Source organism: uncultured Tateyamaria sp. (genome assembly GCF_947494755.1).
In the GTDB taxonomy this organism is placed as follows: domain Bacteria; phylum Pseudomonadota; class Alphaproteobacteria; order Rhodobacterales; family Rhodobacteraceae; genus Tateyamaria.
Genome location: NZ_CANLVZ010000010.1, coordinates 31,698 through 55,027 on the forward strand (window position 1 = coordinate 31,698; position 23,330 = coordinate 55,027).

Sequence of the window (23,330 nt, forward strand, 5' to 3'; positions counted from 1 at the left end):
ACATGGGTTTGCACACCAAGATACCAGACGCTGAGAGCCAGCGGTTTGAGGAGTTGGATTGGACCGCGTTTCACGCACAACTTCCTCCAGCAGTTGCAGGCCCCCCATTCGTCGCGCGGCGGCGCACCATTGATCTGGGGGCGGATATCGTCGCATCAGTCACGCTTGAAGAATGGACGTCCCCTCCCGAGCCCGATGCGGAAGCGGTCGAAACCACCGTCCGGTTCGGCACGACCCGAGCTGATCTGCAGGCCCCTTGGCAGGTGGTTCAGGCACTTGTGGATGCACACGGGATTGATCAGGACTGCGAGATACTGCCTGCAAGTGTTATGTCGATGGTTGCCGAACACTTGCTTGAACCCGTCCTGAAGCCACTGGAAAAGGCGCTGGGTGGCCACTGCCGGATCGGACCTGATCCTACAGACGTCCCGGCCTCAACCTATCTGTGCCTGATGGTCGCGTTGGGTGGGCACAGCCATCGTATGGTGCTGTCTACCGATCAAGGCGCGGCGGATCAACTTTTGGCCCTGTTCCCGCCAGCCTCTCCGCTCACGCCGGTGAAGGTGCCGGACAGGATGGTGATGCCAATCGCATTGCACAGCCCGGATGTGAGCATGGCCGCAGGCACTCTGGCTGAATTCGGCATGGGCGACGTGTTGTTACCCGACGCAGGCTGGCCCGTGATGACCCAAGGCACGTTGATGTGCGGCGCGCATGCGCTCGGAGCCGTCACACGCAATCCCGAAACGCAGACAGTGACCCTCGCTGCGCTGACAGATTCCGATATTTTGACAAGGAACGATGACATGACACAGACTGAAACCTTGCCACGCCCCGCAACGGGCCGCTCCGTCACCCGCCGAAGCGAGCCGGGGGCGCAAGCCGCGCTTGAGAACCTGAACGTGACCGTCTCGGTCGAACTCAGCCGCAGTGAGTTGCCGCTTGGGGATTTGCGCAAGCTGACGGTCGGAACGGTGCTGCCATTTGAATGCACGTTGGGGGATCCAGTCACATTGCTGGCCAACGGGGCTCCCTTTGCCTCGGGGGAATTGGTGCGGCTCGGTGAGCGGATCGGCGTTCGCCTGCTGGCGCTCGACTAAGCGCAGCGCACCCTGGGGCCGTTTCATGGAAGACCTTTCAACACCACTGGTCCTTGGCTTTGTCGCAGGATTTTTCCTGCTGGCAGTGCTGACACTCACGGCCTTTGTAAAGATTTCGGTGGTGTTGATGGTGATCCGTCAGGGGCTTGGGCTGCAACAGGTGCCGTCCAACATTATTGTGTTGGCATTGGCCCTGTTTCTGGCGCTGTTCGTGTCCGCTCCCGTCTTCAGCGCGTCGCTGAGTGCGGTGCTGGACAGCGGGGTTGAGCTGAACACGGCCCAGAACCTCTTTGATCTCTGGAATGTCGCCATCGCCCCGTTCCAGACCTTCATGGGGCGCAATATCGATCCTGAACACGCGCAGTTCTTCATCGCCTCAGCCGAAGAGCTTTGGGTCGGATCCGGGTTGTCGGCGACGGTCGAGGATTTCGTGATCCAGGTGCCCGCCTTCATGATTTCGGAGCTGACCGAGGCATTCCGGATCGGGTTTCTGCTGTACCTGCCGTTTATCGCGATTGATCTGGCCATTACGGGCATCCTGATGGCGCTCGGCATGCAGATGGTGCAGCCCAACATCATCGCAGTGCCGTTCAAGCTGCTGCTGTTTGTCTTTGTGGACGGCTGGGCCCGATTGGCCGAGGGCCTGCTGGTTGGATACGGGGGCGCATAGAGCGATGGAGACGACATCATACGGATCGGTTTTGGTGGGGTTCATGGCGGATGTGGCGTTGTTGGCGGGGGCCCCTCTGGCAGTGGCCACGGTGATCGGGTTGATCGTGTCCTTCCTTCAGGCGATCACCCAGATCCAAGATCAAACCCTGTCCCAGACCATCAAGATCGCGGCCATTGCGATCACGCTATTTGCATTTGGGGCGGTCCTGACCTCGCCTTTGATGACCTCTGCCCAAATGGTGTTTGACGACTTCCCCGAAATGGTCAGGTAGGGCCGCGGTGTGGAGGCGCAGCTTTTCCAGATCCTGACTGAAAGTGGCGGCGAGGGCGTCTATGGCCTGATCGTTTTTGGCGCGGCCCGGCCGCTTGGATTGCTGTTCGGCTTTCAGGCGTTTGCCTGGGCGATTGGGACGGCGGTCTTGTTGCGTACCGGCATTGCACTTGCCATCGGATTGCCGACGCTGATGCTGAACCTGCCTCAGATCGAACCGCTGATCCTGTCGGCTCCGCCGCTGACGTCGGCCCTTGTTGCCCCGCGTGAGTTTGTCATCGGGTTCGGCTTGGGCCTGTTGGCCTCGCTGCCTTTTCTGGCTCTGCAATATGCAGGTGCAATTACCGACAGTTTTCGCGGGGAGAGCGATGGAGGCCAGACGGACCCGTCTGGCGGCGGCACACTACAAACCTTTTCGGTGCTCTATGTGATCATCGGCTTTGCCGCTTTCTTTTCACTGGGCGGGCTGTGGGCGCTGGTGGGGCTACTTTATCAAAGCTACACGGTCTGGCCGATTGCTGCCGCCTTCCCGCCACTGGCAGATGGCGGCGCCGTGCTTGCGCTGATGCTGGTGGGCAAGACGATTGCAACCTCGGTCCGGCTGGCATTGCCGTTGCTTGCGTTGCTGCTGGTCATCGAATTGGGGATCGGGGCCGCGGCGCGCCTTGGCAGACGCACGGGCTTTTACGATCTGTCGTTTTTGGTCAAGAACCTCGCGACCGTTCTGGCCCTGCCGCTGGTTGCGTGGTTCGTGCTTGGGGCGTCTGATACGCTGACGGATCAGGCCTTTCTTGCCGATGATCTGCTGGGCCGCATCTTGTCACCCGAAGCCACCCCATGAGCGATACCGAAGCCAAAACCAAGGACGCCAGCCCGCGTAAATTGCGCAAATTGCGCCAAGAGGGCACGGTGGCCAACTCGACCGAGACGGCCGGGTTCATGGCCGCCGCGATTGGCGTCGTGGTCATGATCGCGATTTTCGGGGGGGCAATCGGTTCCTTGTCCGGGATGTTCGAGGTCACGGCGACGGCCATGGCGCAGCCCTTTGAAGATGCGGTGCGGGCCGCCTCGGCCGACATCGCGTGGCGCTTGTTCAAGATCGTGGCCCCCGTGGCCGGTGCTGCGGTATTGATTGCGATACTGGTTGCGATCCTGTTCAACGGCGGCTTGCCGATCTCTGCCAAGCCGCTTGCGCCCCAGCTTGAGCGGATATCACCGAAAGCAGGTCTGACCCGAATCTATGGACGGCGCGGATGGATCGAAACAGCGGCCTCGTTCACGCGGATTTTCATCTGGCTGATCTTTGTGGGAATTGTCGCGCTGATCTGGCTGCCGCCCTTTGCGGGGGCGGTGCAATGCGGCTTTTCTTGCCAGCTGAACATGTCCCGCCCTGCACTGTGGCTCTTGGGTATCGGCTTTGTCGTGATTCTGGTTCTGTCCGCGGGGGCGGATATGATTTTGCAAAAGTCGCTGTTCCTGTTTGAGCAGATGATGACCGAAAGCGAGGTGAAACAGGAACGTAAGGAAGCCTTCGGTGATCCGGGCATCCGCGCAGAACGCCGCCGCCGGATGCGCGGAGAGACCACAGACGCCAAGGCCGCCGGCGTTGACAAGGCCAACATCTGTTTTTTCGCCGGCGACAGAGCTGTCGCGATCCGCTATCACCCTCAACAGGCTCAGACACCGCGCATTTCGGCCAAGCTGCAAGGGCAGGCGGTCGGGCAGTTCAAGGACAAGCTGAACGGCGTCGGGCTGCCGGTGGTGGAAAGTGATCGCATGGTCAGCGGGTGCTGGGGGATCGAGCCCGGCGGCGCGATGCCCAGTGATCTTTACGAGACATTCGCCACGACGCTGCGTGAGGCCATGACCTGAGCATCGCGATGCGTGCAGTGATGATCTGACCGCCTCACCGACCGGCACGTCAAGCGCGCGGTGTCTTTCCAGTCAAGACGGGACGAGAAGGCCGGTGTCGCTGCGGCGCAAAGTCCCGTGGGGTCTCCGCGCATAAAATTCCGGACGGATCGCAGTGAACGTGAAAGTGGTGGCAGCAGGCTCAGGCAGGCACCGAAGTGTCGCGCTTGTCGAGCCGACGACGCATGGGCGTGGTGCGCCGCATCTCGGTCGCGGGATCAAGCTGCGCGCGGCCTCCAATCTCTTGTTGGGGCGCTTTGAGCAAGCCAACGGGGTAGGTCGAAATTTCTGAGGCCAGCTCGTGGGTGGCCAATACGGGCACGTGAATGTCGTGCATCGCGAGATAGTTGCGGAAGCGGCGGCGCAGGTCAGCGGCGCAGACAAGGGCGGGCAGGCGGGTGCCGCTGTCCTGTTCGCTGATCACGTCGCGCATCTGCTTGAGGATGGCCTCGTTGACCTGGGGCGGCAGAGTCAGCCCGTCTTCTGGAACACCTGCCGGGCGACGGGCATCCTGCAGTGACCGTCGGATGGTCGCCTCGAGGTTGGGATCAAGAAGCATGATACCCAGAATCCCCTCGCGGCCCGCAATCCGGTGGCAGAGCTGGCGTTTCATGGACCCGCGCAGGTGCTCGGCCAGGTTCACGACCTTCGGGGCGTCAAGGCTGTAAAGCCAGTAGTGAAGGGCTCCGATGAGCAAAGGCAGCGGGCGCACGGGCACACCGTCTTCGACCAGATAGCGCAGCAAACGGTGCAGGGCAGGCCGCTCGATCTTTTCGTCGATCTCGCTCATGGCCGTTGGTTCAGCGCCGTGCATCGCGGCAAGCAATTCCATGAAGATCTCGTTGGAAAACAGCGTGCCCAGATTACGCTCGTAAATGCGGTAGGCCAGGTGGGCCACAGCCCCCTCGACCGGAACCGCGTCATAGCCCAACCCATCGATCACATGCATGTTGGCGGATGGGACCCAGACGCCTTTCAGATCGATCCAATCCATCGGATCAGGCGCGGTGCCGGTCTGGGCGGCCATGATCTTGGACAGTCCGATGTCACCGCGGACGGCAACTGCGTCCGTAGGCAGAACGCTTTTGAAAACCGGGACCTCGTCAATTTCAATCGCAACCATCTTGGGGCCATGCCGGTCATTCACGTCGACCGCCAGACGCGGAAAGCGTACGCCACGTGCATTATGCAACCTGTCCATCTTGAGCGATATGCGCTGTTCGAGATCGGTCAAATCCATGGGCGCTGCCGCTTCGGTGCCGATGATGACACGGATCCGGGTGCTGGCAGGGGCCAGTTCGACGTCGGCGTCTGCATCGTCTTCGTCTGCATCGTGGCCCATCCCTTCGGCGCGGGCTTCACGGATGATGGTGGCGCGCAAAAACAGCATCGAGACAAAGAGCGCGACCCCAATGCCTGCAAAGACCAGCGTAGGAAAGCCGGGAATGAACCCGATGGCCAGCACGACAAAGGCGGCGATGCCGGGCACGCGTGGGTCTGACACCAGTTCCTTGAAGATGTCAGTGCCAAGGTCATCGTTGTCCATATTCGCCACACGGGTCACGATCACCCCCGCACACAGCGACATAAGCAGGGCCGGGATCTGTGCCACGAGACCATCTCCGACCGTCAGAAGGGAAAAGACGCCGACAGCTTCGCCAAAGCCAAAGCCATGCATGCTCATCCCTACGGCGATCCCGCCAAGCAGGTTGATACAGATGATGATCAGCCCCGCTATCGCGTCGCCTTTGACGAATTTCATCGCCCCGTCCATGGCCCCGAAAAACTGGCTGTCGCGGTCCAGACGGGCGCGACGGCTGCTGGCTTCGGTCGCGTCGATGTTTCCGGCGCGCAATTCGGCGTCAATGCTCATTTGCTTGCCGGGCATCGCGTCGAGCGCAAATCGGGCCCCAACCTCGGCCACGCGTTCGGCCCCTTTGGTCACGACGAGGAATTGAACGACAGTGATGATCAAAAAGATGACAAGGCCGATCGCAATGGACCCCGACACGACAAACTCGCCAAAGGTCTCGATGATCTGGCCCGCATCCGCTTCGCTGAGGATCAGGCGGGTGGTGCCGACAGACAGGGCCAGCCGAAAGGCGGTGCCAAGCAGAATGACGGACGGGAATGTCGAAAAATCAGATGGGTTGCGCAGATAAAGGGCGACCATCAACAGCAGGACAGAGAGGGATATATTGATCGCAAGCAAGACGTCGATCACCCCCTGACTAAGCGGCACGACCATCAGGGTCAGTGTCGCGATGACGACGGCAACGAGGATCAGATCCTTGCGCATATCGATCTCCTTGAGGATAGGCGCGCCTGCGCAAAAGAGAGGGCAGGACCATGACGGCCCTGCCACATTCCGGGCCGCCCCAAGGCCGCCCGGATAGGGTCTCGCCGGTTAGTTCTGGACTTTACCGGACTGGTCCTTGGCGACTTTTTCGTCAGCCGTGTTTTCCTGGAAGGTCATGTTCATATCCATGATTCTGAGGTACAGCGCCTCCGCCCGGGCTTCGAGCTGTGCGATGCCGTCGCCTTGGTCAGGTTCTGGGGGTGGGGTGTAATCAGGCCCGTTCATTTGGTTTCTCCTTGAAGTGTCGCCCTGTTGGGCAGTGATGCCGCAAGGCGGCGTTGATGTGGCGCATCGTTGCGCATGGGCCCCAAACCGCGCGATTGGCGCTTTGGGATTTCGGAGGCGAAAGGGATGCAGCGCATCAGCTTTCGGCCTTTAACTGGGTGGGCGCAGGCGCTTCGACCGGCGCAATTTGCGGGATGTCGCTGGCGGCGGGTGCGTTGACGGCCTCAAGACCCATGCTGACGCCGCGCCGCACCCGGATATTGGACGCTGGCGATGTCAGTGGCGGGATGCTTTCGACAATCGCCTCGGCAATGGCCAACATGCGGGGCGGACCCGTCAGCGTGAGGGCCATGCCTGTTGCAGCCTCGCGCACATCACCAGGCGCAAATTGCAAGCCCGCGTCCGACAGGGCCGCAAGGGCGCGATCCTTGCTGACTCCCTTCAGACGGACAAGACGCAGTGCGGTTTCGTCTTTGGCTGATACGTGCACCGTGCCCCCAAATTCGAACAGGTCAAGATTATGGGCGGCGGCAAGGCCCGTCAGAGCGGGCAGAACCGGACCCGTCAGCGTATGGCGCTGAACACGGGCCCGCACCGCTTCGCTGGGGCGGATGCGCAGGCCGGTATCACGCTCGATCATCGCAAAGACATCTTCGATATACTGGTCGACGATGACGTATTGAATGGTCTGCTCTGCCGCGCCGGAGGCACCAATGGGCTGTGCGCTGACAGAGGTCGCGGCACAGATCAACGCAACACAAGCTGCGCATGTGTCGCGGCGGACCGTTGCGGCGCGGGCTGTCAGGGCTGTGATCATCGACGCTCTCTTTGGTTGACGGTTTCGTTGTGAATGAGGTTACCGGCCGGGTCATAGGGGCACCATCCGCGCAAGGGCGACCGACACGCCCGTGCGGTTGCGGGGTCTTCTACGTAGTCACCTAGAAGAATCACAAAACGGATGAGGGTGATCAGGGGCCGCGCCGCTCGGTGATCGGGGTCTGCTCCGTTAGGATGGGACCACTATACTAATACGCGCACGAAGGGTTGATCATGGAAGAGACCGCCATCACAGAAACCGGCCAGCCCGGAAACGGTTCAGGCGAATTGTCGGAAGCGGATCTGGCCGAAGCCTTTGCAGGTATCGCATTCGGAATTCTCGACGCGGTGGTCCTTGGACCCATGCGCAGCGAGATGATGACCATGACGGAAGAAGATCAAAGCTCTTCGACTTACTTCTGAGCGCACCCCATCACCCGTTGCGAAAGGATATGTCATGAGTGACACGACCCACTCTCCGCTTGATGCGATTGAACCGCTTGGCTCTGCCGGGGCGGCGCCGTCACCGGTGCAAAACTACATGTCGCTTCAGGAGCTGTCAGCGGATGCCGCACAGAACGTTATGGCTGCCGACAATCTGTCAACCGCGATGGAAGGGGCTATGTCCGGCATCCTGACTATGCCTGGCGCGCAGGTCGAAACGTTGTCTTTCAAGGACTCGCTGACCGGAGCCACTGGTGATGAGGTGACGCGGGCCAAGACTGACCTTGTGTCTGACACCGCGGACGCGACGGGTGCGAACCCCGCGCAGGACGGGCAGGATGCCCTCGCCGCCCGGTACGAGAAACTCTACACCGATATGACGGTGTTTCAGGTCGCATGGTCCATTGCCCGTCGCGTGCAGCAAGACACCTCGCAATTGCTGCGTGGCCAATAGGAAAAGGGTCGGGCCATGACACAGACCGCCTCTTTTGACTATCTGCGCGCCCGCGCGATCCGTCTGGCGCATCGGCTCAGCCCCCGGGCAGGCCCGCTTGAGCAGGTCCGTGTGCGCCTGCGCGGTGGTCTGATGTCTGGCTTGTTCTCCGATCTGAAAGGGGACGGGTTCCATGTCGGTGGGCAGGACGACAACGACATCGTTCTGCTGGACCCCGATTTGGGAGGAACCCGCCTGCACGTCACATCGCAGCGCAGTGCGATCGGCGCACTCGTCAACTTGCGCGCGGACACGCCGGGCATGACGGTCGGCGGTACCCCGATTGATCGGGTCGGTCTGTGGGAACGACTGCCGTGCACTGTCGATCTGGGCGGGGTCGAGATGGAACTCGACCTTCCCAACCGGAGCGGGGCGGTGAGGGTTACAGGCTTTGCTTATGTCGGGATCGTGGCTGCGGCGGCCTTGGCGTTGCTCTTGTTCCCTGCCGCGACGCCATCGCACGATATGGCCAGTGTCATCCAAGAGCCCGAGCTGACCGAGACGACGTCCGGAGCCACGGATCTGACACAACTGATCGAAGAGGCAGGATTGGGCCAATACCTGACCATCACGCCGGGATCAGGCGACACGTTACGCGTCGCCGGGCGGCTGCCCGAGGCGCGCATGACAGCGTGGCGGGACTTGCGCATGGGCTGGGATCAGCGCCCGAACGCAGCGCCGCTTGTGAGCCGGGTCAGTACGATGAAGGGGCTTGATGCGCTGCCTCCGATTGCTGCCGTCCAGTTGGGCACCGATCCTTACATTCTGCTCACCAGTGGTCGCAACATCACACCCGGCGAAGTCCTGACCGATGGGTGGACCGTGACCGAAATCCGTCCCACCAGCTTTCTGCTGTCTCGCAATGGTGAAGACATCGACATTGCATTCTAACGCTTGGAGAATTCTCGATGACAGATAGTGTTTCCAGAAGTAGCGCGACGGACCTGAACCAGATTGAGGCGGACAACCTCGGCTTTGATACCAGCCTGTTCCTGCCGGACGGTGCGGAACCGCCCAACCCTGAAACCTTCACCACGATGATCACCACGGTATTGCAGCCATGGGCCATCGAATCCGAGGAAACCGTATCGGGCCCATTGCGCGACTTTGTGGCCCAGGAACTCGAGACCTTGGGGGCAATGACAACCGGACAGATGGCTTGGGCGGTGGCAGAATTGGTCGTTGCCCGTCAAGCCGAAGTGCTGGGGTCAGGCGACCCTGCCGCCCAGGACGGATTGCTAAGTTTGGGTGAATTGGCGCGCATGTTCGAACATGTGTTCATGGCCAACAGCGGGACATCACTTGATGGGCAGCCCGCCTAGAACCAAATCACACGAAGGACGCACGCGATGAAGATGGATCCTCCTCCCAGCACGCCGGGCGAGCCCGCCGGGGCGGGTATGCGCGACGATAAGGACGTGAAACTGCTCTGTGCCCTTGCCGCAGCGCATACTCTGTTTGGGCGGCATGACACGGCGGCCGGTTTTGTTGGCCTCGCGGCATGGATCATGCCTGAGAACAGGCGGGTCATTGAATTGCAGGCGTTGATCGACATGCGGCGGGGGCGGCTGGTCAATGCGCTGGACGCCACAACCCGGCTGCGCGCGGGTGGACATGCGATACCGGATGAACTGACCCTGATCGAAACCCGGGCCGCCGCACAGCAGCTGGTGTGAGGCCCTGACCTCTATTGGGGGTCAGCCGACAGCGCCCCCGGTTTATTGCTCGCCGGTTGTCATTCCAATCCGTGTGCGAATGTCGTTCATGATCGTATCGACAAAGCCTGTCTGCAACGCTCCGAAGTAACGCAGTTCGAAATAGCTGGTCACAGCGACCTCGGAATGAAAATAGAGCGCCTGCCGCAATCCAGCATCGTCCACGACGACCCCGTTTTCCTCGGCGGCCTCAGTGATCAGCTGGACGTTCGCCTCGATCGCTTCATCGATGGTTTCGGCAATACTGAGATCATCGGCAATGATCAGGACCACTTCGTCTGGGGCAACCTCGACCAGCCGCGATCCTTCGCCTTCGTTCAGATAGACCTCGGTGATATCACCGTTGCTCGTCGCAATGGTTTCGAGTGTGCCTTCATCAACTGCGATGACTTCCACGTCCAAACGGTTGTTGCTGTCCAAATCATTGATCGTGTTGTCGATAGCAGTCTGCTCGCCGTTGGTGCGATTGTCGGCCAACTGGCCATCGATCTCACTGCCAAAGGCTGCGCGGTCCGGCTCGGATTCCAACCGGTCGTTTGTATCGCGAAAGACGGCTTCGCCGATCTGTTCGACAACCGAGTCCCCCCCGACCTCGACGGCAGTATCGTCCGCATCGGCCCCTGACCCGCCTTCTGGGCTAAGAGCGGTATTGGGACGTTTGCGACCGGCGATCAGTGGGACATCCAAAGTCCCTTCCAAATCCAAACCGGCGCTTGGGTCTGCGGCAACAATCTCGGTCATGTCACACCTCCCTTCGATAGGTGCGCTCAAGTCTAAGGGATGCCAAATTAGTTGCTATCCGCATCAGCCACGCAGAGGTGTACGTGGTTTTTGACATCGGAGAGAGGCATCGCCTTGCCTCCATTCCGCTGACAATGGGTGGTTTGGTCACTTGCCCCGGCCCGCTCGAATCTAGTTCAGCCGCTCGCCGTCGTCGGGGCCCGCAAGCGGCCTAGTTCAACCTAGACAACCTCACGAGCGTCGCATAATGACCGCATACAGGTCGATACCCGTGCGCTGAAGGTGAAAAAGTGACGAAAAACTACGCGTTGATCGGCGCCGCTGGCTATGTTGCGCCGCGCCATATGAAGGCAATCAAAGCGACCGGTGGCATTCTGACCACGGCATACGATTTGAACGACAGTATTGGGATTATGGATAGCCATTTCCCCGAGGCTTCATTCTTTACCGAATTCGAACAATTCGAAGCGGATGTTTATGCCCGCCAAGCCGGGGGGGAGCGGCTCGACTATGTCGGAATTTGCTCACCCAACTATTTGCACAAAGCGCATATCGGGTTCGCCTTGCGTGCTGGCGCAGATGCGATTTGTGAAAAGCCACTGGTGTTGAATCCAAGCGATCTTGACGACCTGGTCACGCTTGAAAAAGAAACGGGTCGCCGCGTGAATTCGATCCTGCAGTTGCGCCTGCATCCGGCCATTATTGCGCTGAAAAAGAAAATCGCCGAAGGGCCGAGTGATAAAATCCACGATGTGGATATGGGATACTTCACCTCGCGTGGAAAGTGGTATCACGCCTCCTGGAAGGGATTTGACCAAAAGTCCGGTGGCATTGCGACAAATATCGGGGTGCATTTTTATGATATGCTATCCTTCATCTTTGGCCCGGTGAAATCATCCGTTGTCCATCACCGCGCAGAGGATGCCGCGGCGGGCTATCTGGAGTTCGAAAAGGCGCGTGTGCGGTGGGTCTTGTCGATCAACCGCTCACACTTGCCACCGCAGACACCTGAGGGGCAAACCACTTATCGTTCCATCACTGTCGACGGTGATGAAATTGAGTTTTCCGGCGGCTTCACCGACTTGCACACCACCAGCTATCAGACTGTTCTGGACGGTCACGGCTTTGGCTTGGACGTGGTGCGCCCTTCAATCGAGGTGGTCAGTGATATCCGCACGGCCGCTATTCAACCGAACGTGGGCGAACAGCATCCCGATTTCGCCAAGGTTATCGGCGGATGACACAGGCCGACTATTTCGTCCACGAAAGCGCGTATGTCGATACGCCAGTCGAAATTGGGCGGGGTAGTAAGATCTGGCATTTTGCGCATGTGCTGGCCCACACATCCATCGGCGAAAACTGTGTGCTTGGGCAGAATGTGATGGCCGGTCCGCACGTGACCATTGGAAATGGCTGCAAAATCCAGAACAACGTGGCGCTCTACAAAGGCGTTACACTGGAAGATAACGTGTTTTGCGGGCCGTCTTGCGTGTTTACCAACGTGCTGACCCCGCGCGCACATGTCGAGCGCAAGGATGAATTTGCAGAAACGCTGGTCGGCAAGGGATCGACCATTGGAGCAAACGCCACGATCGTCTGTGGCAATCGTTTGGGGTCTTACTGCATGATTGCCGCAGGCGCCGTCGTCACGCATGACGTCGAGGATTACGCTTTGATGGCGGGTGTTCCGGCGCGTCGCATTGGCTGGGTGAGCCGCTCTGGTGATCCGTTGGGGCCTGATCTGGTGTGTCCGCGTACCGCAGAGCGCTACGCAGAAGAGCAGGGGCGCCTGCTGCTACTTGAGGAATGAGCGATGCAATTCATTGATCTTCAATCCCAGCAAGACCGCATCCGACGCGGCATCGACGCGCGAATTACGGCGGTTCTGGATCACGGTGCCTACATCATGGGGCCCGAAGTTGCTGAATTGGAAAACGCACTTGCCGAGTTCTGTGGCGCGAAATATTGCATCAGTTGCGCCAACGGAACGGATGCGCTTCAGCTGGCTTTGATGGCGTTGGCGATCGGCGAGGGGGACGCTGTTTTCGTTCCCTCGTTTACCTTTGCCGCCTCTGCGGAAGTTGTCCCCTTCGTGGGCGCGACCCCGGTTTTCGTTGATGTCGCGTTGGACAGCTACACGATGTGCCCTAACAGTTTGCTGCGTGCAGTCGAGCATGCCCGCAGCATCGGATTGCGACCCGCGGCGGTCATGCCAGTCGATCTGTTTGGACGGCCTGCTGACTATGATGTTCTCGAAGAAATCGCAGCCAATCACGATATGGTGGTGATTGCGGACAGTGCTCAGGGGTGGGGCGGCGTCTACAAGGGGCGGATGACAGGCACCTTTGGTAAGATAACGACAACCTCGTTTTTTCCGGCCAAACCGCTTGGCTGCTACGGTGATGGCGGCGCGATTTTCACCGATGACCCTGATTTGGCGGCCGTTCTGGACAGCTACCGCATCCATGGCAAGGGTGCAGAGAAATACGACAATGTCCGCATCGGTATGAACTCGCGTCTGGATACGTTGCAAGCTGCGATCTTGCTCGAAAAACTCGCGATTTATGCAGATGAGATTGCACAACGTCAGCGCGTGGCGGCACGGTACAATGCTGCGCTGGCTGGTCATTTCACCTTGCCCAAAATGTCCAACGATATCCAGTCAATCTGGGCCCAATACACATTGCGTGCCGCGTCGGCAGATCAAAGGTCAGAGGTTATGGGCGCGTTGAAGGCCGCTGGCATTCCGTCAGTCATCTATTATCCAAAGCCTCTGAACCAACAAACCGCCTATCGCGATTTTCCTGTTGACCCAGATGGATTGAGCAATAGCGCAACAGCGGCTTCCACGGTCTTTAGCGTTCCAATGAGCCCTTATTTGGCCGAAGCAGATCAAGACAAAGTTATTGCCAAATTGCAGATGGTGTCTGCTCGCGCAGAAGAATAGAAAACTGAAAGAGATTAGATGACCACCCGTAATCGAAATACGATTATCAGCCTGACATATCACGAGATCACAAAAGATCCCCGCGTGCTGAAGCAAGCACGTGTATTGAAGCAAGCTGGTTATGATGTGGATCTATATTGTGACTGGCAGGACGGCTTTGAGCAATATGATGATATAGAAGATATTAAAATAACACGCTTTCGGTGTTATGCTGACGAAAATTTCAGAGCAGATGTTCTGGACGAAATGACATTTTTGAACCGATCGAAGGATGAACTTCGATCAAGGTTTATACCTTACGCGTCGGCATGCGACGAACGCTATTCATACGAGACTTTCCTCGATGAAAACCTCGGCCCAAATGCTGCTGAACGCGGTGAATCCAGATATTTTAAAGCGGCTCCAAAAGAGCAACGTATACGCAGACTTTTAGAATATCTTTACATCAAGATGCGCGCAAAGTTTATAAAGCCCCCCGTCTCAATGGAAGGTCCCAAACAAAACCCCGGAAGCTACATGAAAGTCGTGCGTTGGCAGCGGCAGCAATGTCGCAAATATCGTAAGAATTTATATCAGGCACAGTCAATCGTCTTTTACGCTAATTTTCCAGAAGTGGAGCAGAGTGATCGGTATGTGGCAGTCCATGCGCACGATATATACTGTCTGCCCGCAGGTGTGATGCTGTCGCAGAAGCTGGGTATTCCACTAGTCTATGATGCACATGAATATGAACCTTCGCGCGCCAGCAAAATGGCTGCCGATGGGCTGAATCTACCGGAGAAACTTGAAGACGATTGTTTCCCCCATGTTGACCGGATGATCACCGTCTCTGACGGTATCGCGGATCTGTATTCAAAGCGATATCGGGGGCCCTCGCCAACGGTCATCATGAATGCCCCGGAAATTGATCCCGGTGCGCTCGCATACGGCGCATCACGTCGACCTGGATTGAAATCCATACATGAGAAAGCCGGACTTGCAGATACGGTGCCTGTCGCTGTCTTTACGGGCGGTGTCCAAGGCACAAACCGGGGTATGGACAAAGTGTTGGAAGCCATGAAAATGGTGCCCGATCTGCACCTTGTCGTACTCGGGCCACGTAATGAACGAGACGACACTTGGTTCATGGAAATCGCGCACAACATGGAGGTGGCGGACCGTGTCACTCTGCTCGAACCGGTCGATGCCCGCGATGTACCAGCCGTCATAAGCAGTGCAACGTTTTCCGTGATACCGATACAAGATGCATCCTTGAGCTATCACTTCTGCTTACCAAACAAGCTTTTCGAAGCTGCGTTCGCACGCATCCCCATGTGCGTATCCGATCTGCCAGAAATGCGCCAATTTGTAGAAACGTTGGGCATCGGAGTGGTCATGGATCAAACGGATCCTAACGCTATTGCCAGCGCGATGCAGGAGATGATTGCAAACCGTGAGAGCTATTTGCTGACATCTGAGGCCGAACGAGCGTTGAGCGATACCTATAGCTGGCAAAGACAGAGTGAGAAGTTGCTCGAGTTGTACGAAGAGGTTTTAGGCAGGCCCGCTAAGTCAGCTTAGCACTAATAACTGAGGCCGGGATTTTTCCGAGCCGCCCGTATCTGACGCAGACAGCAACCCGGAGCCTAAGCGGTTTGAACCTTTTTCCCAAGCCGGCGATAGACACCGCGCGTATCAATCAGCAGTGGCGCATGTTCGGCGATCAGATCGTAATCGAAACCGGAATGATCCGTCAGCAAAATGACAGCGTCCTGTTGTGCCAGCGTTTCTGGTGTCAGGTCAGTCGATGACAGGTCGAACCGGTGTTCGCGCATAACCGGAAAATCCGGCACATGCGGGTCGCTATACGAAAGGTCCGCGTTCCAGTCCCGCAATTGCTCCATCACGATAACAGACGGGCTTTCACGAACATCCTCGATGTCACGTTTGTAGGCCACACCAAGCACCATGACCTTGGCCCCCTTCAGGGCTTTGCCGCGCTCGGACAAGACACGCACGAGTTTGTCGATGACATAGGTCGGCATAGCCGCGTTGATTTCACCGGCGAGCTCGATGAACCGGGTATGCAGCCCAAATTCGCGTGCCTTCCAGGTCAGGTAGAACGGATCGATTGGAATGCAGTGGCCGCCGATTCCAGGGCCGGGATAGTAGGGAATAAAACCGAACGGCTTGGTCGCGGCCGCATCAATGATTTCAAAGATATCAAGGTTCATCGCGTCCGCAACGATCTTCATCTCATTCATCAGCCCAATATTCACGGATCGCTGGATGTTCTCCAGCAGCTTCGTCATCTCAGCAGCCTTGGTCGAGCTGACGGGTACAACCTCGTCGATAAACGCGCTGTAAAGTGCGACACCCACCGCGCGGCATGCCTGTGTGTCACCGCCGAGAACTTTGGGGATCGACTGCGTACTGAAACTGGCGTTGCCGGGATCTTCGCGTTCTGGCGAGTACACGAGAAAAAAGTCCTCACCCACCGTCAGACCCGCGCGCTCCACATAGGGTTTTAAAACCTCATCCGTGGTCCCAGGCCAAGTCGTGCTTTCGAGCGCGAGCAATTGGCCTGCCCGCAGATAGGGCCCAATGGCATCCATCGTCGATGTCACAAAGCTAAGGTCAGGCTCGCGCGTTTTGTCCAGAGGTGTGGGCACGCAAATGATCAACGCTTCGCATTCGGTAGCACGCGCGAAGTCATTTGTGGCCTCAAAACCCGTTTTTTGAATCTGCTCGAGTGCGGCGTCGGGTATGTGACCGATCGGGCTGTGGCACGAGTTGAGTTGCTCAATCCGATCGGGCAGAACATCGAACCCAATGACGCGATACCCGGCATGGCCAACGGCCACGGCCAAGGGGATGCCCACATAGCCCATGCCGATAATGCCGATTGTCGCGCTCTTTTGGCTAATTTGGTCCAACAGCCGATCCACTGTCGAAGGAATTGGAGTGTCGGACATGTCAGGCCTTGCCTTATGCGCATCAAAACTGAATTGCGTTTAGTGCACGCGGAAAACTGTAGCAACCATATTGCCCCAATAGCGGCACACCGTCGCCTTAGGGACGCACAGCCCTGGAGATACGACAACAGCAGCCGTGACTGAGGCGCTATGGATCGCCAACCCAGTCTGTCGGATCACAGCGGTGCGGACATCAATCCCCGTCAGCGATACCCGCAGCCCGCGCTCTGGCGCGGCGGGCGCGGTAGCTCGGCAGGATCACCAGGAACGCCGCAATCACCAACAAACCAAGCGTCATGGGACGCTCCCAGACAAAGCTGACGCCGTCATAAAGCTGCATGGACCGGCTGAAGTTGTTTTCGAGCATACCGCCAAGAATGAACCCGATCAGCAACGGGGCGAGTGGATAATCCGCAAAACGCAGCACCGTGGCGCACACCCCAAACCCGACAAGCAGAAGCAACTCAGTCGCGTTATTTTGCCCGATATAGGCCCCCATCAGGGTGAAAAAGAGAATAAACGGGATCAGAAAGTTGCGCGGCACCGAAAGGATTTTGGCGATGTAGGGAATCAGCGGCAGGTTCAGGATCAACAGCACCAGGTTGCCGATATACATCGAAATGATGACAGCCCAGAAAATCTGCGGATCGTCCAACATCAGACGCGGTCCGGGCGTGACGTTCAACGCGATCAAAGCACCGAGCAGGATCGCAGTGGTCCCAGACCCGGGAATTCCGAGGGTCAGCAAAGGAACAAACGATCCGGTGCATGCTGCATTATTGGCGGTCTCGGGCGCTGCCAGCCCTTTGATCGACCCTTTGCCAAACTGCTCTTGTTCCGCCTTGGGGGCGATATTGCGCTCCACGGCGTACCCCAGAAAAGACGCGATCGTGGCACCTGCTCCGGGCAAGACCCCGATAAAGAACCCCTGCAAGGACTGCCGCCCGATCACAGGGGCGATGGATTTCGCCTCGCTGCGGGTGATGCGCATATCTTTGATCGCACCGCCGTCGCCTTGGGCCGAGCGCCCGGGATTCAGCACCAGAAAGATGGCCTCGGGCAGGGCGAACATGGCCATCGCAAGGGTTACAAAGCCAAAGCCGGACTGCAAATCCATCAGGCCCATCGTAAAGCGCGGCATATTGAACAACGCCCCCTCGCCGACGGTTGCCATGATAAGGCCAAGAAGGGTCATGATGATCGCCTTGGCGACCTGGCCCGTTCCCGCAAAGGCCGCGATGGCCGAAAGGCCCACGACCATCAGCGCGAAATATTCCGCAGAGTGGAACAAAAGCGCGACCGAAGACAGCATGGGCGCAAATATCATCAGCAAAATCGCCCCGATCGTACCACCACAGAAGGACGCGATCGCCGCAATGGTGAGGGCTTTGCCCGCCTTGCCCTCGCGCGCCATCGGGTATCCATCGAAACTGGTCGCAACGGTGCCCGCGACCCCCGGCGCATTCAGTAAGATGGATGAGGTCGACCCACCAAAGATCGCGCCATAATAGACACCCGCCAACAAAATGAGTGCCGCAGCGGGATCACCAATTGAGATGGCGACCGGGATCATGATGGCGATGATCGACATGGGCCCAAGACCGGGCAGCATACCAATGAAGGTCCCGATCAGGCAGCCCCCGATCACCATCAGCAGATTTTGCAGCGAAAGAGCCGTTTGCAGACCAATGAGAATACCTTCGATCATGGCCTAACCTCCTATGAAACCGGGCAGGGGGCGCAGATAAATGCCCAAAACGACCTGCACCAAATACCAGACGATGCCCGTCGCGATAGCTGCCACGATGATCATTGTGATCCAACGCCGCTCTCCCAAAATCACGGAGCCGAGGATCAGGAACGCGGCGGTGGAAAACAGAAAACCAGCTGGACGCAGCAACAGGGCATAAAGGACCATCAACCCTAGCAACATGAGCGCCTGGCCGATGTTATAGTCGCCAAGTCTGCGGTAATCGATGTCGCCGACCTTGGTCTGCCCGCCTTCGATGCCCGTGATGATGATCAGGGCGCACACGATCCCCAGGATCGACAGAATTTTGGGGAAGGAAGACGGCCAGATCGGATTGCGCTGCATGAATGGGGCCAGGGCAGCATCCATGGTGAACCAGGCGGTGTAACCATAGGCCAGAAATATTCCCAGCAAGATCAGTCCGATCCATCGATCAAGTGCCATCTGTCTCTCCTGTGACGGGCAGTAGGGTGGACCCAACTGCCGGGCCGAAATTCTTGTTTTGGGGGCTCTGCCCCCGCCCTTGCGGGCTCCCCCGAGGTATTTTGAGCGAAAGGAAAGCAAATTTTAAGAAAATGCGATCATTCAAGGCGTACGGTACAGGCTGAGGAGCTGATGACCGTGCGAGAGGAAGGCCGTTGAACGCCTTCGCGAGGGGAGGAGGTTGGAACCAATCTCCTCTTCCTTTCGCTCAAAATACCTCGGGGAGTACGAGGGGCTGGCCCCTCGTTCCGTTCTTGTAAAAGGCGTGCGGCGTCAGCCGCTCCTTTAGATCAGAGGAACCCGAGCTTTTTCATCAGATCGCCGATGACTTGTTCCTGATCTTCAAGGAAGGCTTTGAATTCGTCACCGTTGTTGTGGATGTTGACCCAACCGTTGCGCGCGCGCACGGCTTCCCATTCGGGCGTCTCGTACATCTTGGCGAGCGCGTCCTGGTAGGCCGCCACTTGCTCAGCAGGCATGCCGGGTGCGCCAAAGAACCCACGCCAGTTCACGAACTCCGTGTCGATCCCCTGCTCTTTCATTGTGGGTGCATCCGGATAGGCGTCTACGCGTTCGGGTGCAGTTACACCGATGATCTTCACTTCACCCGCATTGGCCAGATCGACCGCTTCGGAAAAGCCTGTCGACAGGGCTGCGATCTCACCCGACAGCAGGGCTGCCATGGCTTTGCCACCCGCATCGTAGGGGATGTATTTGACCCCAAGCGCGTCCTTGCCTGCCGCTTCCATCACCATGGCCGCAACAAGGTGGTCCATCCCACCCGGAACCGAACCACCGCCGACAGCTGTGCCGGACGGGTCCGCATCATAGGCTGCCAGCAACTCATCCATGGAGTTGATCGGGCTGTCCTTGCCCACGACGATGGCGGCATAGTCCCCAATGGTGCCCGCAACCAAGGTCAGGTCGCGGAAGTTATGTGGAAACACGCCCGTCAGCGAGCGGATCACGATGGGGGTCGAGTTGACCATCAGAGTGCCGTGGTTGCTGTCTGCGTTTTCGATCAGGAACCCGATGGCCTTGCCACCGCCGCCACCTGACATGTTTTCGTAAGACGCGCTGCCCACAAGGCCCGCACCTGTCAGGGCCTCGCCTGTGCCACGCGCAGTGCCATCCCAACCGCCGCCGGCACCGCCGGGGATCAGAAAGTGGATGCTGTCGACAACCTGATGGCCGTCCGCGATCGCCTGGCCACCAAGGCCCAGTGCCATAGCGGCACCCAACAGAGCACGACGGCTCAGTTCAAACGTTTTCATAATGTCCTCCCATTTGACTCCGCGCGGCTGGCGCGCGAATGCTGACACTGAAACACCCGAACCTGACATAAACCTGTCACGACCCCATCGCGCGGCGCAAACCAATGAAATACCTGCTGATCGAAGACAACTTGGACCTGGCTGCCGCTGTGGGCGACCGGATGCGATTGGACGGGCATGTGGTCGACCATGCGCCGACGCTTGGCGATGGTGCAGATTATCTGAATGTGGGTGAGTATGATCTGATCCTGCTCGACATCATGCTGCCTGATGGTGATGGGCGCCGCTTTCTCGAACGCCATCGCGCGGCGCAGAATGACACGCCCGTCATTGTTCTGACGGCCCGATCCGAAGTGTCCGACCGTGTGGGCATGTTGGATCTGGGCGCGGATGACTACCTGACCAAGCCGTTCGACCACGCCGAGCTGCAGGCCCGGTGCCGCGCCGTGTTGCGCCGCCGTGCGGGGGCCTCGCAGACCGTCATCAAACGGGGTACGGCCATCTTGAGCCCGGTGGCGAGCGTGCTGCGCATCGGCGAGGTCGAAGTCACGCTTCGCAACCGCGAACTGCGCCTGCTGGAGTTGTTCATGAACGCCCCCGGACAGATTTTCTCGAAAAGCAAGCTGGTGGACCGCTTGTTTTCTTATGACGATACGGTCACCGAGAACGCGATCGAGGTCTATGTTGGGCGCTTGCGCAAACACCTGGAGCCCTCCAGCGTGACCATCTCGACACATCGCGGCCTTGGGTATCGGCTTGATGAACGCTAAACCCCGCTCTTTACGGCGTCGCCTGACACTGACCCTGATCGGGGGCGCGGCAGTTCTGGCGATCCTGTTTTACATGGTCATCCGGCTTTACGCCCAACAGATCGCGCAACAAAGCCAGGATCGCATCCTTGAGGCGTCGGTCACCTCGCTGCTGGATGCGGCTGTTGTCCGGGACGGCCAGATCGAACTGGATGTGCCCTATGCGGCCTTTGCGATGCTGGACACACCTGCGGATGACCGCGTGTTTTATGCGATCTATCAGGACCAGACATTGCTGTCGGGCTATGCGGGGCTTGAAGGGGCGACCGCACAGACCCGCCGAACGCCCGCCTTTTCCACACGCGACTTTGCCGGGGCGCAGGTTCGGGTGGCCACTGTGACCCAAACGCTGCCTGCCAACCCACGCCCGGTGTCGTTGACCATCAGCGTCGCCCAGACCCGCGACAGCCTTGCGGGCACTTTGCTCACCATTTCGATCAACGCCGCCGTCTTTGGCGGGGCGTTCTTCCTGCTGGCGGCGGGCATGGCGCTGTGGACGTCGGCGTCGACATTGCGCCCCTTGCGCCAGATCGCGGAATCAGTTGCACGTCGCGGCCCGAGCGATTTGCGTCCCGTCACCCGCACGGTGCCAACAGAACTCTCGCCGTTGGTCAGTTCGCTCAATGCGTTGATGACGCGATTGAACCTGTCCCTAACCCAGTCCGAGACGTTCATCGCCGAAGCGGCCCACCGCGTCCGCACCCCGCTTGCGACGGTGCGTAGCCACGCCGAGGTGACCCTGATGCGGGTCGACAAGGACGAAAACCGCCAGGCCTTGCGCGCCATGATCCGCGCCATCGACGAAAGCAGCCGGGCGGCGGGTCAGCTGCTTGATCATGCCATGGTCACCTTTCGCCGCGATCAGTTGGAGAGACAGGACATTGATCTGGTGGCGATCTGTTCGGACATCGTGGATCGGCTGACCCCTGTGGCCGACATGATGGACCTTGACCTGATGCTGGTCGATCAAGGCCCTGTGCCGGTCAAGGCGGACCCGATCCTGATCCAGAATGCTGTGCGCAATCTGGTGGATAATGCGTTGAAATATTCGCCGCCCGACAAGGTGGTGCGCATCATTGTCGCTTGCGATCCTGATCCGACGATCACCGTCACCGATCAGGGGATCGGCTTTCCGGATGATCAGATCGATATGCTGTCGAACCGGTTTCAACGCGGGAACAACGTCAAGGATACGGTTGGTTCGGGCCTTGGTCTGACCATCGCGCAGGATGTGGCAGAGGCGCATGGCGGCCATCTGGAACTCAAGAACCTGAAAGGGGGTGGCGCATGCGCGGTCTTGCATTTGTCGCACTGATCCTGTGGGCGGGCCTCGCCCGCGCCGCAGACTTCGAGGAACGTCAAGTCTTTGACGCCCCCGAGGCCACGCAGACGTTGCGCGTGTTGTCGAGCACGGACACTGACAGTTTCGCCCCGGTCCTGACCGGCTTTATTGCGCAGAACCCGAGTGTCAGCATTGATTATGCCGTTGCGGGGTCAGCCGACATCGTGGACATCATCGCGCAATGCGGGGACTGTTTCGACGTGGTCATTTCCAGCGCGATGGACCTGCAACTCAAGCTCGCCAATGACGGGTTGGCGCGTCGACTGCCGGATGTGGACCCAAGCGCCGGAAGCCAATGGCGTCAAAGCCTGTTTGGTTTCACCCATGAACCGGCCACCATTGTGCTGAACAGGGCGGCGTTTGCAGGCCGTCCCATGCCAAAAACCCGGCAGGAATTGATCGAAGCCCTGCGCGCCGATCCGGAGTTTTTCCGCGGCAAAGTGGGCACATATGACGTGCGGCTGTCTGGGCTTGGTTATCTGTTTGCCACGCAGGATGCGCGCACGTCGGAAACCTATTGGCGGCTGATGGAGGTGTTTGGCAGCCTCGGCGCGCTGCTTTATTGCTGTTCGGGGGCGATGATCGACGATCTGGCGCAGGGCGATCTTTTCGTTGCCTATAACGTGCTGGGCAGCTATGCCGCGACCCGGCCTGAAACCCGCGAGAAGGTGACAATCATCACCCCGACAGACTTTGCCACGACGATGATGCGCACCGTGCTTGTCTTGGACACGACATCTCAGGCAGAGGCGGCTACCAACCTCGTGCGGTACCTTACGTCTGGGATTTGGGCAGAGACGGATCGGCCAGGCTATCCGCTCCCCGCCATCGGCGTGACCGAGGTGCCCCCCCCCGCAGGCGTCGTCACGCTGGAGCCAGGATTGCTGGTCTATCTTGATGCGCTCAAACGATCCCTGTTTCTGGGCGCGTGGTCATCTGCGCTGGAGCAATAGCGGACCTGTTGAATGGCTAAACGAACTGTCACCGTCCATCAGATTGCGGGTCGACGCCGGTTCTGCCCGAT

25 protein-coding genes are annotated in these 23,330 nt (G+C 58.8%); 17 read left to right on the forward strand and 8 right to left on the reverse strand.

Going from position 1 to position 23,330, the window contains the following annotated elements; genetic code table 11:
• Positions 1–2: 2 nt before the first annotated feature.
• The 5 genes from sctQ to Q0908_RS13200 are packed head-to-tail and all read left to right on the forward strand — an operon-like array spanning position 3 to position 3,915.
• On the forward strand, positions 3–1,100 hold the full coding sequence (sctQ, locus tag Q0908_RS13180; RefSeq protein ID WP_299285089.1) for a type III secretion system cytoplasmic ring protein SctQ: 1,098 nt from the start codon (positions 3–5) through the stop codon (positions 1,098–1,100).
• Between the two features lie 25 nt (positions 1,101–1,125).
• On the forward strand, positions 1,126–1,770 hold the full coding sequence (sctR, locus tag Q0908_RS13185; protein WP_299285091.1) for a type III secretion system export apparatus subunit SctR: 645 nt from the start codon (positions 1,126–1,128) through the stop codon (positions 1,768–1,770).
• A gap of 4 nt (positions 1,771–1,774) precedes the next feature.
• Complete coding sequence (locus Q0908_RS13190) at positions 1,775–2,044, forward strand: flagellar biosynthetic protein FliQ (RefSeq protein WP_299285094.1); 270 nt, start codon at positions 1,775–1,777, stop codon at positions 2,042–2,044.
• A gap of 9 nt (positions 2,045–2,053) precedes the next feature.
• Complete coding sequence (locus tag Q0908_RS13195; RefSeq protein ID WP_299285097.1) at positions 2,054–2,884, forward strand: flagellar biosynthetic protein FliR; 831 nt, start codon at positions 2,054–2,056, stop codon at positions 2,882–2,884.
• The gene (locus Q0908_RS13200) at positions 2,881–3,915 is read left to right on the forward strand and encodes an EscU/YscU/HrcU family type III secretion system export apparatus switch protein (RefSeq protein ID WP_299285100.1); all 1,035 of its coding nucleotides are present in this window, start codon (positions 2,881–2,883) and stop codon (positions 3,913–3,915) included. The genes Q0908_RS13195 and Q0908_RS13200 overlap by 4 nt, the downstream gene beginning before the upstream one ends.
• Positions 3,916–4,096: 181 nt before the next feature.
• Here the strand turns inward: Q0908_RS13200 and Q0908_RS13205 are convergent, their stop codons facing one another.
• From Q0908_RS13205 to Q0908_RS13215, 3 genes are all read right to left on the reverse strand, one after another.
• Positions 4,097–6,253, reverse strand: a complete 2,157-nt coding sequence (locus Q0908_RS13205; RefSeq protein WP_299285103.1) for a flagellar biosynthesis protein FlhA — start codon at positions 6,251–6,253, stop codon at positions 4,097–4,099.
• A 108-nt stretch (positions 6,254–6,361) separates the two neighbouring features.
• Positions 6,362–6,538: a hypothetical protein gene (locus tag Q0908_RS13210; protein WP_299285106.1), complete on the reverse strand. Its 177-nt coding sequence runs from the start codon at positions 6,536–6,538 to the stop codon at positions 6,362–6,364.
• Positions 6,539–6,674: 136 nt separating this feature from the next.
• Positions 6,675–7,355, reverse strand: a complete 681-nt coding sequence (locus tag Q0908_RS13215) for a hypothetical protein (protein ID WP_299285109.1) — start codon at positions 7,353–7,355, stop codon at positions 6,675–6,677.
• Positions 7,356–7,588: 233 nt separating this feature from the next.
• On the opposite strand from Q0908_RS13215, the gene Q0908_RS13220 reads away from it, so the two are divergent.
• From Q0908_RS13220 to Q0908_RS13240, 5 genes are read left to right on the forward strand one after another with little or no spacing between them, the layout of a single operon-like run.
• Positions 7,589–7,777 (forward strand): hypothetical protein, encoded by a 189-nt coding sequence (locus tag Q0908_RS13220; protein WP_299285111.1) that lies wholly within the window; start codon positions 7,589–7,591, stop codon positions 7,775–7,777.
• Between the two features lie 34 nt (positions 7,778–7,811).
• Complete coding sequence (locus Q0908_RS13225) at positions 7,812–8,252, forward strand: hypothetical protein (protein ID WP_299285114.1); 441 nt, start codon at positions 7,812–7,814, stop codon at positions 8,250–8,252.
• Positions 8,253–8,267: 15 nt separating this feature from the next.
• Entirely contained in the window at positions 8,268–9,182 is a 915-nt protein-coding gene (locus tag Q0908_RS13230) for a hypothetical protein (protein WP_299285117.1), read from the forward strand.
• 17 nt (positions 9,183–9,199) lie between these two features.
• Positions 9,200–9,613 carry a hypothetical protein gene (locus Q0908_RS13235; RefSeq protein ID WP_299285122.1) on the forward strand — a complete coding sequence of 138 codons (414 nt, stop codon included), beginning with the start codon at positions 9,200–9,202 and terminating at the stop codon, positions 9,611–9,613.
• A gap of 27 nt (positions 9,614–9,640) precedes the next feature.
• Positions 9,641–9,967, forward strand: a complete 327-nt coding sequence (locus Q0908_RS13240) for a hypothetical protein (protein WP_299285125.1) — start codon at positions 9,641–9,643, stop codon at positions 9,965–9,967.
• 42 nt (positions 9,968–10,009) lie between these two features.
• Here Q0908_RS13240 and Q0908_RS13245 read toward each other — a convergent pair whose 3' ends face one another.
• Complete coding sequence (locus tag Q0908_RS13245; protein ID WP_299285129.1) at positions 10,010–10,747, reverse strand: hypothetical protein; 738 nt, start codon at positions 10,745–10,747, stop codon at positions 10,010–10,012.
• Between the two features lie 290 nt (positions 10,748–11,037).
• Here Q0908_RS13245 and Q0908_RS13250 point away from each other — a divergent pair, with 290 nt between their 5' ends.
• The 4 genes from Q0908_RS13250 to Q0908_RS13265 are packed head-to-tail and all read left to right on the forward strand — an operon-like array spanning position 11,038 to position 15,254.
• On the forward strand, positions 11,038–11,988 hold the full coding sequence (locus tag Q0908_RS13250) for a Gfo/Idh/MocA family oxidoreductase (RefSeq protein WP_299285132.1): 951 nt from the start codon (positions 11,038–11,040) through the stop codon (positions 11,986–11,988).
• Positions 11,985–12,557: an acyltransferase gene (locus Q0908_RS13255; protein WP_299285135.1), complete on the forward strand. Its 573-nt coding sequence runs from the start codon at positions 11,985–11,987 to the stop codon at positions 12,555–12,557. The genes Q0908_RS13250 and Q0908_RS13255 overlap by 4 nt, the downstream gene beginning before the upstream one ends.
• A 3-nt stretch (positions 12,558–12,560) precedes the next feature.
• Complete coding sequence (locus tag Q0908_RS13260; protein ID WP_299285138.1) at positions 12,561–13,694, forward strand: DegT/DnrJ/EryC1/StrS aminotransferase family protein; 1,134 nt, start codon at positions 12,561–12,563, stop codon at positions 13,692–13,694.
• 18 nt (positions 13,695–13,712) lie between these two features.
• A complete protein-coding gene (locus Q0908_RS13265) occupies positions 13,713–15,254 on the forward strand; it encodes a glycosyltransferase (RefSeq protein ID WP_299285141.1) in 1,542 nt (513 codons plus the stop codon).
• Positions 15,255–15,319: 65 nt separating this feature from the next.
• Here the strand turns inward: Q0908_RS13265 and Q0908_RS13270 are convergent, their stop codons facing one another.
• From Q0908_RS13270 to Q0908_RS13285, 4 genes are all read right to left on the reverse strand, one after another.
• A complete protein-coding gene (locus Q0908_RS13270) occupies positions 15,320–16,648 on the reverse strand; it encodes a nucleotide sugar dehydrogenase (protein ID WP_299285144.1) in 1,329 nt (442 codons plus the stop codon).
• Positions 16,649–16,841: 193 nt separating this feature from the next.
• Positions 16,842–18,356: a tripartite tricarboxylate transporter permease gene (locus Q0908_RS13275; protein WP_299285147.1), complete on the reverse strand. Its 1,515-nt coding sequence runs from the start codon at positions 18,354–18,356 to the stop codon at positions 16,842–16,844.
• Positions 18,357–18,359: 3 nt separating this feature from the next.
• Positions 18,360–18,842: a tripartite tricarboxylate transporter TctB family protein gene (locus Q0908_RS13280; protein ID WP_299285150.1), complete on the reverse strand. Its 483-nt coding sequence runs from the start codon at positions 18,840–18,842 to the stop codon at positions 18,360–18,362.
• A 329-nt stretch (positions 18,843–19,171) separates the two neighbouring features.
• Complete coding sequence (locus Q0908_RS13285) at positions 19,172–20,155, reverse strand: tripartite tricarboxylate transporter substrate-binding protein (RefSeq protein ID WP_299285153.1); 984 nt, start codon at positions 20,153–20,155, stop codon at positions 19,172–19,174.
• Between the two features lie 104 nt (positions 20,156–20,259).
• Here Q0908_RS13285 and Q0908_RS13290 point away from each other — a divergent pair, with 104 nt between their 5' ends.
• The 3 genes from Q0908_RS13290 to Q0908_RS13300 are packed head-to-tail and all read left to right on the forward strand — an operon-like array spanning position 20,260 to position 23,259.
• A complete protein-coding gene (locus Q0908_RS13290) occupies positions 20,260–20,925 on the forward strand; it encodes a response regulator transcription factor (protein ID WP_299285156.1) in 666 nt (221 codons plus the stop codon).
• The gene (locus Q0908_RS13295; RefSeq protein WP_299285159.1) at positions 20,915–22,279 is read left to right on the forward strand and encodes a sensor histidine kinase; all 1,365 of its coding nucleotides are present in this window, start codon (positions 20,915–20,917) and stop codon (positions 22,277–22,279) included. Before Q0908_RS13290 ends, Q0908_RS13295 begins: the two co-directional genes overlap by 11 nt.
• Positions 22,252–23,259 carry an ABC transporter substrate-binding protein gene (locus Q0908_RS13300; protein ID WP_299285162.1) on the forward strand — a complete coding sequence of 336 codons (1,008 nt, stop codon included), beginning with the start codon at positions 22,252–22,254 and terminating at the stop codon, positions 23,257–23,259. The genes Q0908_RS13295 and Q0908_RS13300 overlap by 28 nt, the downstream gene beginning before the upstream one ends.
• Positions 23,260–23,330: the final 71 nt, after the last annotated feature.